The organism is Flagellimonas ulvae, from assembly GCF_049333175.1.
Classification (GTDB): Bacteria; Bacteroidota; Bacteroidia; order Flavobacteriales; family Flavobacteriaceae; genus Flagellimonas.
In genome coordinates this window covers 3,931,414-3,944,972 of the sequence record NZ_CP186325.1, presented here as the reverse complement: position 1 = coordinate 3,944,972, position 13,559 = coordinate 3,931,414, and the positions used below count along the sequence as shown (strand labels likewise).

Genomic DNA, 13,559 nt, shown 5'->3' with positions numbered 1-13,559 from the left:
TTCAAATGCCCACGATTTCCGAAAAGGGTAAAAAGATGCCCGCTTCACCCATTCGTAAGTTGGTTCCTTATGCCGAATTGGCAAAAAAGCGAGGAACTCATGTTATCCATCTAAATATAGGACAACCTGATATTAAAACTCCCCAGGTAGCATTGGATGCGATAAAGAACAATACTATTGAAGTATTGGCCTACAGCATGACCGAAGGTTCTGAAACGTATCGAAAAAAGATTGCCAACTACTACAAAAAAAATGAAATTTCGGTTTCACATGAGGACATTATTGTAACCACAGGTGGGTCAGAGGCATTATTCTTTGCTATGGGTACCATAATGGACCCAGAGGACGAAATTATTATCCCAGAACCTTTTTATGCGAATTATAATGGATTTGCCACCGCATCTGGAGTAAAGGTAGTTCCTATAGTCTCCAAATTGGAAAATAACTTTTCTCTGCCTCCTATTGATGAATTTGAAAAGCGTATCACTTCAAAAACCAAAGCCATTCTAATTTGCAACCCTGGAAACCCAACAGGGTACCTTTATACCCAAGAAGAAATTCAACAATTGGCGCAATTGGTAAAAAAACATAACCTTTTTCTGGTTGCTGATGAGGTGTATCGTGAATTTACTTATGATGGTACAAAGCACTATTCCATTCTTCAATTGCCAGATATGGAGGAGCATGCCATAGTTGTCGATTCGGTATCCAAACGATATAGTATGTGTGGCGCCCGAATTGGTTGTCTAGTTTCCAAGAACAAAGCCGTAATGGATAGCGCCCTAAAGTTTGCCCAAGCTAGATTATCACCTCCTACTTTTGCACAAATTGCCAGCGAGGCGGCATTGGATACACCTCAAGAGTATTTTGACAATGTCATTGAGGAATACGTAGAAAGGCGAAATATTTTAGTTTCGGAGCTTCAAAAAATAGAAGGGGTAAAAGTGGCTATACCAAAAGGTGCTTTTTACTGTGTTGCTGAACTTCCAATTACTGATGCTGATGATTTTGCCCAATGGATTTTGGAAAGTTTTGAAATGGATGGAAAAACGGTAATGGTAGCACCAGCCGCCGGATTTTATGCAACGGAAGGACTTGGTAAAAATCAAATTCGAATTGCATACGTTCTAGAAAAAGAGCAGCTTGTAAAGGCAGTATCAATCTTAAAAGAAGCCTTGAAAAAGTATTCAAACAAGTGAAGATTCAGGAAAATATATCACTCAAGGAGTACAATACATTTGGTATAGATGTTACGGCTAGATTCTTTGTTGCAATCTCTAGCTTACTTCAGCTTCAGAAAGTTCTGGAACTAAAAGCATATCCCAAAAAATTTATCCTTAGTGGTGGCAGTAATGTCTTGTTAACCCAAGATATTGATGCACTTGTCATTCACATCAATCTAAAAGGAATTTCAATTGAGGAAGAATCAGATTCAGAGGTAGTACTCAAAGTTATGGCAGGCGAAAACTGGCATAATCTTGTACTTTGGAGTTTGGACAATGGATACGGAGGTCTAGAGAATCTTTCATTAATTCCGGGTAACACAGGTACGGCTCCAATACAGAATATTGGTGCCTATGGGGTTGAGTTAAAAGATATTTTTGAAAGTTGTACGGCTATGGAAATAGCGACAGGTGAATTAGTTGAATTTGACCAAGACAGCTGTCAATTTGGTTATCGGGATTCAATTTTCAAGAACAAAGCGAAGGGAAAATTTATCATAACCTCTGTAAACCTTCGGCTGACCAAAGAAAATCATCAACTCAACACGAATTATGGTGCTATTGAGAATGAGTTAAAAAAACAAGGAATAGTATATCCTACTATCCATGATGTTTCTAAGGCTGTTATTGCTATTCGAAGAAGTAAACTACCTGATCCTGATGAGATTGGTAACAGCGGTAGTTTTTTTAAAAATCCAATCGTGTCCGGAAAAGTCTTTGAAAAATTAAAAAAAACATATCCAGAGGTTCCCTCGTATCAGATTTCAAAATCCGAAATCAAAATACCTGCGGGATGGCTTATTGAACAATGTGGTTTTAAAGGTAAGCGGATTGGAGATGCAGGAGTTCATGAAAAACAAGCTCTAGTACTCGTAAATTATGGAAATGCTAGCGGACAGGATATTATGGATCTGGCCACGGACATTCAAAAAACGGTCAAGAAAAAATTCAATATAGAAATAACACCAGAGGTGAACATAATAAGATAACCCCTGCATTGCTATGAATTACAGGGGTTATACCAAACCAAACTAACCAAAAACTTAATATAATATGTGCTATAATGCACTGTATCTTCAAAGTAAACGCCTAACTATATTGCTTTTTATATTTTAGCGTTGTTTTATATACGGACTAAAACGTATTTTTAGATTTCGCCCTCAATAAATTTTACTTTAGCAACCTCATATGAGTTCACTAATCGAAAAACATATTGTTAGTCTTCTAGCTGAAAAAGATGACAAGGCTATATCATTATTGTATGAACATTATGGAGACACGCTCTATGGTGTCGCCTACAAAGTGGTGAAAGACGACGACTTAGCCCAAGACATTCTACAGGAAAGCTTTATTAAGATTTGGAAAAAGGCAGATACCTATGATGCTTCTAAAGCCAAGCTTTTTACATGGCTTTTTCGAATCACAAGGAATACCTCAATTGATAAACTGAGAAGTATTAATAATAAAATGGACAAGGAAGTCCAAATCGATGTTTCGGACGTATATAATGTTGGAGTGGAAGGTATTAGGCCTGATGTCTTGGACATGCAGGATAATCTCGAAAAAATTGAGCCTAAATATCAAATAGTTCTAGAAGCTCTATTTTTTGAGGGAATGACCCAACAAGAAGCTAGTGAAGAACTGGATATCCCTTTGGGAACCATAAAATCTCGACTAAAAATAGGATTACGTGAACTTGGTAAATTGTATAAAGTACCGACAATACTACTCCTTTTATTAAATGTTTTGCCATGAAAGAAAAAATACTATCATTCTTAGAGTCAGATGTTTTGGAAAAGTATCTCATAGGTGATGCCACCAAAGAGGAGTCTTCCCAAGCAGAACGTTACATTGCCATGTATCCAGAAGTTCGTAATACTTACAATGAACTTCAGGATAACTTAGAGGCTTATGCTAAGCTTTATTCGCGCAAAACTCCAGAGGGGCTTAAGGAAATAATCCTTCATAGTGCCAAAAAACAAAAGTCTTCCAATATTCGTTTATTGAGATATGCAGTAGCTGCCAGCGTTGCTATTTTGGTCTTTGCAGGGTCTTCTTTATTTTTCTGGAACCAAAATAAAAGCCTACAACAGGAAAATACATTGGTCAACAATAAGATTAAGTATCTGGAAGAGAATATGAAGAATCAATTGGAAGACGTGCGCAACCAATTTATTGTTCTTAACAATCCGGATACCAAAAAATATTCTGTTAAAGGAAAAAAAGAAGGGAAAGAACTTAAAGCTGTTGCATACATCAATCCTGTAAAAAAGCTTTCATATATAAACGTCAGTAATGTACCTCAACTTCCTGAAAACAAATGTTTTCAGATGTGGGCCGAAGTAAATGGCGAGCTTGTAAACCTTGGTGTGATCAAAAATCTTGATGACAAGGACAAACTCTTTGCCATTCCTTATGGTGATAATGCCATAGGCTATATAACTATTGAGCCTGAAGGAGGAAACACCACCCCTTCCGTAGAAAATATAGTGGCGAACATCATGTATTAAGCAAACTTTTCTAAAGTTCCCTTAAACAGCATTCCAAATAGTTCTGTATTTCGTAATTTTGCTTAAAATTTCGACTATGGAATTAGTATTTCTTACAATAGGTCTTCTTGGGATAGCACTCGCAGGAATAACTATCAAAATATGGTCTAAAAAAGATGGAAAGTTTGCAGGGACCTGTGCTAGCCAAAGCCCGTTTCTTAACAAGGAAGGAGAAGCCTGCGGTTATTGTGGTAAACTTCCCAGTGAGCAGGATTGCAAGAAAGATTCCGTAGTAGAGGTGTAAACACCACCTAAAAGGCTCATTTGTAGCAAATACACACTTTGAACAAAATCGATTCCATTAAGGAAAACATCCAAAAGGCAAAAAAGGGAAATCAGATAGCCTTTAGTTTTCTTTTGGATACTTTTTGGAACGACGTATATGGTTTTCAGTTGTTAAGGACCAAAAACGAAAATGACGCTGAAGACATTACCATACGCACTTTTTCCAATGCTTTTGATAAAATTGAAACCTATAACGAAGACTTCGAATTTCGTACGTGGTTGATTACTATTTCCAAAAATCTACATGTTGATTTAATCCGGAAAAGAAAAAAGAATCTTTTGGAAGAAATGGACACTCATGGGGATGCAGTCCAAAGGGTTCTAGATGAAACTCCTACAGTAGAAGACCAATTGATCACAGAACAAAATTTGGCCACTCTGCTTCAGGACATCAAAAAACTAAAACCCCATTACCAAAAAGTAATCAACCTTAGATACTTTAACGAATTGAGCTATGCTGACATAGCTAGAGAACTCGACGAACCGGTCAACAATATCAAAGTTAAATTATTGAGAGCCAAGAAATTGTTGGCTGAAATCATTAAAAAGAAGTAGACTACAATCTGAGTTTATCATGCTACCTCAGTTTCGTATCTTTGTAATTCAAAAAAGTTGATATGAGCACCACAACGATTGAAAGCGTTGCACCCCCCAAAGGAAAACCCAAATGGCTTCGTGTCAAACTCCCAACGGGTAAAAAATATACCCAGTTAAGAGGGTTGGTTGATAAGTACGATTTACATACCATCTGTACCTCCGGAAGTTGCCCAAATATGGGTGAGTGCTGGGGCGAGGGTACTGCCACCTTTATGATTCTGGGCAATATCTGTACACGATCTTGTGGTTTTTGTGGTGTAAAGACGGGAAGACCGGAAAGTGTTGACTGGGCAGAACCAGAAAAAGTAGCACGTTCCATCAAAATAATGGGTATAAAACATGCCGTAGTCACCTCTGTGGACCGTGATGACCTTAAGGACATGGGTTCTATTATCTGGGCAGAAACCGTTAAGGCCATACGCCGAATGAACCCAAATACAACCTTGGAGACCCTTATTCCAGATTTTCAAGGTATTGAAACGCATTTGGATAGAATTTTAGAAGTAGCTCCAGAAGTAATCTCGCATAATATGGAAACTGTGAGAAGGCTAACCCGTGAGGTTAGGATTCAGGCCAAATATGACCGAAGTCTAGGGGTTTTAGACTATTTAAAGAAAAACGGTGCAAGAAGGACCAAATCCGGCATCATGCTAGGATTGGGAGAAATGGAAGAAGAGGTTATACAAACCTTAAAGGACTTACGTGCTGCCGACGTAGATGTGGTAACCATTGGACAGTATCTACAACCTTCCAAAAAACATTTGCCTGTAAAAGAATTCATACTACCCGAACAATTTAAAAAGTACGAAGAAATTGGTCTGGAACTTGGATTTAGGCATGTAGAAAGCGGTGCTTTGGTAAGATCATCCTACAAGGCACATAAACACATTGACTAACCCTCTTTTTGTTTTTCTCTTTTTATGAAACGCATTACTATTGGAATAAACGGTTTTGGTCGTATTGGTCGCACACTTTTCCGGCTTTTGGAAAATCGGCAGGACATCCAAGTTTCTGTTATCAACAACCTTGCTGATGCCCCTACCCTTGCCCATTTATTGAAGTACGACAGTATTCATGGCAGCTTTACGGCCGATATTTCATCTGATGGGAACCAGATTCATGTAAATAACCATTCCTTACAAATATTGAATCACCAAAATCCCAGTGACATCCCATGGGGCGATTATAATGTGGATATAGTAATAGAAGCAACGGGTAAGTTTAAAACTAGGGAGGCACTTCAAAAGCATATTGAAAACGGAGCCAAAAAGGTGATACTCTCCGTTCCACCTCAAGAAGATTCCATCAAAATGATAGTGATGGGCGTAAATGAAGAAATTCTTGGCCAAAACGATAACATTGTTTCCAATGCATCCTGCACTACCAATAATGCCGCGCCAATGATCAAAGTCATCAATGAACTTTGCGGTATTGACCAAGCTTATATAACCACAATTCACTCATACACCTCAGACCAAAGCCTTCACGATAGACCTCATCGGGATTTGAGACGTTCCCGAGCGGCTTCACAGTCCATAATTCCTACAACCACGGGAGCGGCAAAAGCCCTTACCAAAATTTTCCCTAATTTGTCAGATGTTATTGGAGGCTGTGGTATACGTGTGCCTGTGCCCAATGGGTCGTTAACGGACATTACGTTCAACGTAAAACGAGAGACATCCATACAAGAGGTAAACCAGGCTTTTGAACTCCGCGCAAACCAAGATTTAAAAAACGTGTTGAAATATACGGAAGACCCTATAGTTTCTATTGATATAAACAATAGTTGCTATTCTTGTACGTTTGATTCTTTGATGACCTCTGTTATTGGCAAAATGGTCAAAATAATAGGATGGTACGATAATGAAACTGGATATTGTTCCAGAATAATTGATGTAATCGATTTGTTTATTAGGAAGAATTACGTTTGATTTTGAGCTCAACCCACAATCGCTTAAGCGGTAAAATCCTTATTTTGCTGTGCATAATCTTATGCACCCAACTGGGAATGGCCCAAAACGACATAAGTTCTACTACACAAGTTCAGGCCATTTTTGATGATTTTCTCAAGTATCGCCATCAAAATAGAATGGAAAAGGCTCTTGAAAGCTTAAATGAAGCCTCAGAAATAGCTGAAAACAACGAAGATGCCAAGTTATTACTTGATACCTATCATCAATACTCGCGTATATATCTAGAAGAAGGTGATCGCGAAACTGCTCTCTTTTATTGGGATAGAGCCGGTATTCTGCTCAAAGATTTATCCTATCCATTTGGGGATGCCTTCCATAAATACTTGGAAGCCTGTATTCGGTTTGATGAAGGAAACAATTTCCAAGCATTAAAACTTCTTCAAGATTCCAGAACACTTAGCAACAATAGGAATTTGGGAAATAATATTCTTTTATTGGAAGGGTATATCTATTCCAATATTGAAAAATACGAGGAAGCAAAAACCAATTTAAATGCTCTAATTGTCAATTCTGATGACAAGGAAAGACCCTATTTAGCCACCAAAGCCAACATACAACTAGCAAAAATAAGTAGGGTACAAGATGATTTGGAAGATGGCATTATGCACTCTAGCGCGGCTTTGGAGTTATCACAAAAGTATGGCTATTACAAAGAAATAAAAGCCTCTAATCAGCTACTTTCGGATATTTATGAAAAAACAGCAGATTACGAAAAGTCACTTCTTTACCGAAAAAATTTAGAGCAAATCAAAGACTCCCTGTTCAATATTGACAAAGTAAAACTTGAAGCAAAAACCGCTGATAAAATTCGGTTCGACCATCAAATGAATGAAATCAATAAGTTGACGGCAAAAAACGAGGAGCTAAGCGAATCTAAGAATCGTTCAGAGATTACAGCGATTCTTACCTCTGCTTTTTTGACTATTATTTCATTGTTGGCCGTATCCCTGTTTAGAAATAACCAGATAAAGCTCAAGACCAATGATCTGCTCTATACAAAGAACAAAGAACTTGAGCTGGCAAGAGATGCTGCGGTTTCAGCTATGGAAGCTAAAACAAATTTCCTTTCTACTGTGACCCATGAGTTAAGAACTCCATTGTACGCTGTTACAGGTCTTACACATTTACTCTTGGATGAAAATCCAGCAGAACATCAAAAAGAGCATTTAAAATCACTAAAATTCTCTGGGGATTATTTATTAAACTTTATCAACGATATTCTTCAAATCAATAAGATTGATGCTGATAAACTAGAACCTTTGAACATTGAGTTCAAATTGGAAAAAGTTCTCGCTGATGTGGTCGACTCTCTGCAACAAAATGCAAACGAGAACAATACAAAACTAATATTGGACTACGATGCCAATATTCCTAAGCAATTGTTGGGAGACCCATTGAAACTATCCCAGATTTTTATGAATCTGGTAGGAAATGCACTCAAGTTCACCAAAGATGGAAAAGTAGAGGTCATTGCCAAACTACTTAGAAAAGAAGAAGAGCAGGCTACCTTGTATTTTGAGGTGAAGGATAATGGCATTGGTATTTCTGAAGAACAACAAATGCACATATTTGATAGCTTCGAACAAGGTTCGGTACAAATCAATAGGGAATATGGAGGCACTGGTCTTGGTCTTACTATTGTAAAAAGTCTTTTGGGATTGTTTGACAGTAAAATTCATTTGGAAAGTGAAGTGGGGCATGGTAGTTCCTTCTTTTTTGAAATGAACCTGATGCTGGACACCAACGCCATGGAAGAAATTGCTTTCGAACTAAGTCCAGAAGAGTTCAACTTTAAAGGTCTGCATGTTCTAGTGGTGGAGGATAACAAAATCAATCAAGTCATTACTAAGAAAATGTTGAGCAAAAAAGAGATTAGCTGCGATATTGCAAACAACGGTAATGAGGCCATAGATTTGGCCAAAGCCAATACGTATGATGCTATTTTAATGGATATACATATGCCAGGTATCAGTGGTGAAGAGGCTACCAGACAGATTCGAAAGTTTGATATGGAAATTCCCATAATCGCCCTTACCGCAATTTCTTTGGATGATAGCTTGGAAAGTTTTTACCAAGCCGGTTGTAACGATGTTGTCACAAAACCTTTTAAACCAGAGGTTTTCTATCAAAAAATTGGAGAGAATATCTTTAGAAAGAAAACAGACGGAGTTGTTTAGTTAATATCCTCTAATCTGTTTTTGAGAAAATCTTCATCATGCCGCGAAAACCGATGGGATATTTCCACATAAAAAAGCTCGGGTACCTTGCCTTCCAAACGCACATAATCTTTTTCGGTGGTCAGAACCACATCAAAGGTATTGAACAAATCAATCTCAGTTTTGGTAAAAAAATGATGGTCACCAAATTTCAGATGTTCAAATAGTATTCCTTTAGATTTTAAAAAGGCAACGAAAGGTTCTGGTAATGCAATCCCGGTGACCACTGCTACCGATTTATCCTTGAACTCATTCCATTCCATGGATTGTCCGGAACCATTCTTGGCAGATTCAGCATAGGCAAACCAACTAAATAGAACTCTTTGATGTTTTTTAGGCTTTAATTTATTCACAATTTGTTCTCTTTCTGAAATTTCCTTTGGACATTTGGTAACGATAATAATATCTGCCCTGCGAGACTCTATTTTACTATCTCTTAAATCACCTGTTGGCAGATACCAATCATCCACATACAAATTTTCGTAAGTAGTAAGAAGAATGGAAAAAGAAGGGGTTACTTTTCTATGCTGAAACGCATCATCCAGAAGAATCAAATCTGGATTCACCGAATCTATCAATTTTTCAATACCGTTTTGCCTATCGGCATCCACCGCAACTTGAAGCTCGGAAAACTTAGTATAGATTTGAAAAGGCTCATCACCCAATTCCGTAACCGTGGTATTGGAGTCAGCTAGAACAAATCCTTTTGATTTACGCTTATACCCTCTACTCAATACAGCCAATTTTTTCTGATTTAAGAGTCTTATCAAATATTCAATCATAGGCGTTTTACCTGTACCCCCAACACTCAGATTACCTATGCAAATAGTGAGAACATCGTACTTTTTTGATGAGAACCATCCCCAATCATAACATCGGTTTCTTAGATAGACTACAAGAGCATAAATAAGTGAGACTGGGAAAGCTATGATTCTTAGAACACGCCACATGGAGCGAAAATATAATATTTTATCTTTAGCCATATTTAATTTTTCCCATGAGAGTAAAGGATGTAGCACAAATATTGGAAGAGTTGGCCCCGTTGGCACATGCAGAAGATTTTGATAATGTAGGGCTTCTCGTTGGAAACCCCGAGAATGAAGTCACTGGAATATTAGTCACTCTGGATACTTTGGAAAACGTAGTGGATGAAGCCATTGAGAGAGGCCATAACCTCATAGTTAGTTTTCACCCAATTATATTCAAAGGGCTTAAGCGATTAACAGGTGCTAATTATGTAGAACGTGCCGTGATAAAAGCAATTACAAACCAGATTGCCATTTACAGCATACATACTGCCCTAGACAATAACCAGTTTGGGGTAAACCGAAAAATTTGTGAAGTTTTGGGCATTAAAAACCCCGAAATACTTATTCCTAAAGACAAAACCCTAAAAAAATTAACCACATATGTGCCCCAAAAGGAAGCTGAATCGCTTAAACATGCTCTGTTCCATGCAGGAGCAGGTAGTATAGGAAAATATAGTCATTGCAGTTTTAGCTCAGAAGGGTTGGGAAGCTTCCAAGCAGAGGAAGGAGCCAATCCCACTTTGGGAATGGTAGGAGAAACCCATTTTGAAAAAGAGATTCAGGTCAATGTTGTCTTTTCTTTTGAAAAAGAAAAAGCAATAACTAAAGTGCTAAAGGAAAATCACCCATATGAAGAAGTGGCCTATGAAATCTATTCCATGGACAACACAAATTCCTACTTGGGGATGGGCATGCTGGGTACTTTAGAAGAAAGTATAAAAGAAGAGGACTTTTTAAAAGAGGTCAAGCAAAAGATGAAGGTTCCTAGCATCCGTCACTCCAAATTATTGGGTAAAAAGATTAAAAAAGTGGCTGTACTCGGTGGAAGTGGTGCTTTTGCCATTGGCGCTGCAAAACGAGCTAAAGCTGATATTTTTTTAACCGCAGACCTTAAATACCATCAATTCTTCGAAGCCGAAAACCAGATTGTTTTGGCAGATATTGGACACTTTGAGTCTGAGCAGTTTACAAAAGATTTATTGGTTGATTATCTTACGAAAAAAATTCCTAATTTTGCAGTCGCGTTATCGGAAAGTATAACAAATCCCATCAAGTATTTATAATATATGGCGAAAAAAAATGAAAGCATCACTGTTGAGGAGAAGCTAAGAGCGCTTTATGATCTTCAGTTGATTGACTCCAGAGTGGACGAAATACGTAATGTTAGAGGTGAACTCCCTTTGGAGGTACAAGATTTGGAAGATGAAGTATTGGGCCTTAAGACACGTATGGACAAGTTGAAAACCGATTTGGAAACCATCAATTTTGAAATAGCGGCCAAGAAAAACCTTATCGAGGAGTCCAAAACCTTGATGAAAAAATATGCTGAGCAACAAAAGAATGTTCGAAACAGCCGTGAATTCAATTCATTGAGCAAGGAAATTGAGTTCCAAGAGTTGGAAATTCAGTTGGCAGAAAAGAACATCAAGGAATTCAAGGCACAAATTGAACAAAAGAAAGAAGTTGTTTCAGAAACCAAAGAGAAACTGACTGAGCGTGAAAATCACCTAAAACATAAAAAAGGGGAGCTAGACGCTATCTTGGCCGAAACTGAGAAAGAAGAAAAGGCTTTGCTTAAAAAGTCTGAAGAGTTTGAAGAAAAGATAGAAGAGCGTTTGGTGCAAGCCTATAAGCGTATTCGTCATAATGTAAAGAACGGATTGGCAGTAGTACCAGTTGAACGTGGAGCTTCTGGAGGTTCTTTCTTTACTATTCCTCCTCAGGTACAAGCAGAGATTGCTTCCCGCAAAAAAATCATCACCGATGAACATAGTGGAAGAATTCTAGTAGATCCTTTACTAGCGGAAGAAGAACAAGGCAAAATGCAACAGCTTTTTGCAAAAATATAAAGGAATCCTTTTTTCCTTTGGACAAAAAAGCCACTCTTTGAGTGGCTTTTTTTAGTATTTTACCCTATGAAAACTTTGTTGATCATACCATGTTTCTTGTTCACTCTTGGTTGCTTTGGACAACAATTGGGAGATTATCAATGGAAAAAAAGACTGATTGTTCTTGTAAGCGAAGAAACAAATACATCTGAGGTAAAGCAACAGCTAAAAATCCTAAAGGAAAGTAGTGTGAAACTGCAAAACCGGGATATCATCGTACTTCAAAAGCATCCTCATTCCCAAGATTTATCCACGTTCTCAATTGACCAAGATTTTCGAGGGGTACTGCTAATCGGAAAAGATGGTGGGTTAAAACTAAAAAAACCATTTATAGTAACCCCAAACAATATTTTTGATTTAGTAGATTCCATGCCCATGCGGCGAGCGGAAATACGACGTAATAATGGCTATTGAGCAGATACCAGTTCTAACATTTTTTGTTCTACTTCCTTAGAAGTCCATTCGGTCTCAATTTCGGACATTTTCATTACTTCTTGCATGATTTCCTCTTGCCTATCCCCTATTTGAAGTGCCTCGGCATAAGGCCGGTCTGAGAAGGTAACTCTACTATACACAGGTATCCACTTATCCGGATGCTTGTCTGCAAACCATTTTTCTATTTTTTTCTGCAAAAGAAACTTGGGGTCAGCAGTTTTACTACTCATCTCTATAAAGTTTCTGTAGCTTAACTCGGCTATAGCATCAGCGTTGGGTTTTCGCAGTTTTTGATAGTGTTCAAAAATCGAGTCCCAGTCATCCCCAAACTTTTCAATCTGTTCGTTCAACACAAAAATATCTTCAAATCCGGCATTCATGCCCTGTCCATAAAAAGGTACAATAGCATGGGCCGAATCCCCTACCAAAGCCACCTTGTTCCAATACGTCCAAGGATAACACTTCATCGTTACCATGGCACTAGTTGGGTTTTTAAAGAAATCCTCTGTCAAATTTTCAATTTCCTTACGCACATTGGGAAAATAGGTTTTAAAGAACCGTTTGGCATCTTTTTCAGTAGTGATATTTTCAAAAGACACCTCTCCTTCAAAAGGTAAAAATAAGGTACACGTAAAACTCCCATCCAAGTTGGGCAAGGCAATAAGCATAAATTTTCCTCTTGGCCAAATATGAAATGAATTCTTGTCCAGTTTGTGAGTACCATCCAAATTGGGCGGAATGGTCAATTCCTTATAGCCCACATCAATAAAATCCTGGGAATAATCAAACCTACTTCTACGTTGCATTTTGTGACGTACTCGGGAAAAAGCACCATCACAACCAAAAATCATGTCAAATTCATACTCCTTCCATTCACTTTTTTCAGATTCCCCCGTGTAGATTTTTGCTTCTGGTAGATTGACATCCCATACTTTTTCATTGAACTGAAAAACGGTGCCCGCTTTCTCAGCCAAATCAATCATTTTCCGGTTCAAAATACCACGGGAAATAGACCAAATTGCCTCCCCTTCTTTACCATACGGCTGAAAATACATGGGTTTGTCCACAACATGCAGGGCACGCTTATCCATAGGAATGGCAATCTCCTTAATGATATCTTCCAACCCTACTTGTTTTAACGACCTCCATCCTCTATTGCTCATGGCCAGATTGATGGAACGACCAGAGAATTCAATGGTCCTAATATCTGGTCTACGGTCAAAAACTGTAATGGAATGTCCGTGTTTTCTTAAGTAAATAGCTAAAAGGGAACCCACCAATCCTGAACCGATGATGGCGATGTTTTTCGGAGTCTGTACCATTAGGTGACTTGAGGTGAAATTTTGTTGAACCACTAAAATAAG

General features: G+C 38.0%; 14 protein-coding genes. 12 read left to right on the top strand and 2 right to left on the bottom strand.

All coding sequences use genetic code 11. From position 1 onward, the window contains the following. Positions 1 to 5 precede the first annotated feature (5 nt). The 9 genes from ACOKFD_RS18480 to ACOKFD_RS18440 all read left to right on the top strand — a co-directional run bounded on the left by ACOKFD_RS18480 (position 6) and on the right by ACOKFD_RS18440 (position 8,804). Positions 6 to 1,199 carry a pyridoxal phosphate-dependent aminotransferase gene (locus ACOKFD_RS18480; RefSeq protein ID WP_422859253.1) on the top strand — a complete coding sequence of 398 codons (1,194 nt, stop codon included), beginning with the start codon at positions 6 to 8 and terminating at the stop codon, positions 1,197 to 1,199. Next, on the top strand, positions 1,196 to 2,212 hold the full coding sequence (gene murB / locus ACOKFD_RS18475; RefSeq protein ID WP_422859252.1) for a UDP-N-acetylmuramate dehydrogenase: 1,017 nt from the start codon (positions 1,196 to 1,198) through the stop codon (positions 2,210 to 2,212). The genes ACOKFD_RS18480 and murB overlap by 4 nt, the downstream gene beginning before the upstream one ends. Before the next feature lie 199 nt (positions 2,213 to 2,411). Beyond that, positions 2,412 to 2,978: a sigma-70 family RNA polymerase sigma factor gene (locus ACOKFD_RS18470; RefSeq protein WP_299000766.1), complete on the top strand. Its 567-nt coding sequence runs from the start codon at positions 2,412 to 2,414 to the stop codon at positions 2,976 to 2,978. Then, positions 2,975 to 3,733: an anti-sigma factor gene (locus tag ACOKFD_RS18465; protein WP_299000764.1), complete on the top strand. Its 759-nt coding sequence runs from the start codon at positions 2,975 to 2,977 to the stop codon at positions 3,731 to 3,733. Before ACOKFD_RS18470 ends, ACOKFD_RS18465 begins: the two co-directional genes overlap by 4 nt. A 76-nt stretch (positions 3,734 to 3,809) precedes the next feature. Continuing rightward, positions 3,810 to 4,016: a membrane or secreted protein gene (locus ACOKFD_RS18460; protein ID WP_299000763.1), complete on the top strand. Its 207-nt coding sequence runs from the start codon at positions 3,810 to 3,812 to the stop codon at positions 4,014 to 4,016. 38 nt (positions 4,017 to 4,054) lie between these two features. Beyond that, complete coding sequence (locus ACOKFD_RS18455) at positions 4,055 to 4,612, top strand: sigma-70 family RNA polymerase sigma factor (protein ID WP_299000762.1); 558 nt, start codon at positions 4,055 to 4,057, stop codon at positions 4,610 to 4,612. A gap of 62 nt (positions 4,613 to 4,674) precedes the next feature. Further along, on the top strand, positions 4,675 to 5,550 hold the full coding sequence (lipA, locus tag ACOKFD_RS18450; protein ID WP_422859251.1) for a lipoyl synthase: 876 nt from the start codon (positions 4,675 to 4,677) through the stop codon (positions 5,548 to 5,550). Between the two features lie 24 nt (positions 5,551 to 5,574). Further along, positions 5,575 to 6,585, top strand: coding sequence for a type I glyceraldehyde-3-phosphate dehydrogenase (gene gap, locus ACOKFD_RS18445; protein ID WP_422859250.1), 1,011 nt, complete (start codon positions 5,575 to 5,577; stop codon positions 6,583 to 6,585). Positions 6,586 to 6,662: 77 nt separating this feature from the next. Continuing rightward, entirely contained in the window at positions 6,663 to 8,804 is a 2,142-nt protein-coding gene (locus tag ACOKFD_RS18440) for a response regulator (protein WP_422859249.1), read from the top strand. Here ACOKFD_RS18440 and lpxK read toward each other — a convergent pair. Next, positions 8,801 to 9,826, bottom strand: a complete 1,026-nt coding sequence (gene lpxK, locus ACOKFD_RS18435; protein ID WP_422859248.1) for a tetraacyldisaccharide 4'-kinase — start codon at positions 9,824 to 9,826, stop codon at positions 8,801 to 8,803. The genes ACOKFD_RS18440 and lpxK overlap by 4 nt on opposite strands. A gap of 14 nt (positions 9,827 to 9,840) precedes the next feature. Between lpxK and ACOKFD_RS18430 the strand changes: the two genes are divergently transcribed. The 3 genes from ACOKFD_RS18430 to ACOKFD_RS18420 all read left to right on the top strand — a co-directional run bounded on the left by ACOKFD_RS18430 (position 9,841) and on the right by ACOKFD_RS18420 (position 12,174). Then, complete coding sequence (locus ACOKFD_RS18430; protein WP_422859247.1) at positions 9,841 to 10,935, top strand: Nif3-like dinuclear metal center hexameric protein; 1,095 nt, start codon at positions 9,841 to 9,843, stop codon at positions 10,933 to 10,935. A gap of 3 nt (positions 10,936 to 10,938) precedes the next feature. Next, a complete protein-coding gene (locus ACOKFD_RS18425; protein WP_299000746.1) occupies positions 10,939 to 11,721 on the top strand; it encodes a C4-type zinc ribbon domain-containing protein in 783 nt (260 codons plus the stop codon). Positions 11,722 to 11,787: 66 nt separating this feature from the next. Further along, positions 11,788 to 12,174: a DUF4174 domain-containing protein gene (locus tag ACOKFD_RS18420; RefSeq protein ID WP_422859246.1), complete on the top strand. Its 387-nt coding sequence runs from the start codon at positions 11,788 to 11,790 to the stop codon at positions 12,172 to 12,174. On the opposite strand, the gene ACOKFD_RS18415 is transcribed toward ACOKFD_RS18420, so the two are convergent. Further along, complete coding sequence (locus ACOKFD_RS18415; protein ID WP_422859245.1) at positions 12,168 to 13,517, bottom strand: FAD-dependent oxidoreductase; 1,350 nt, start codon at positions 13,515 to 13,517, stop codon at positions 12,168 to 12,170. The genes ACOKFD_RS18420 and ACOKFD_RS18415 overlap by 7 nt on opposite strands. Positions 13,518 to 13,559 lie beyond the last annotated feature (42 nt).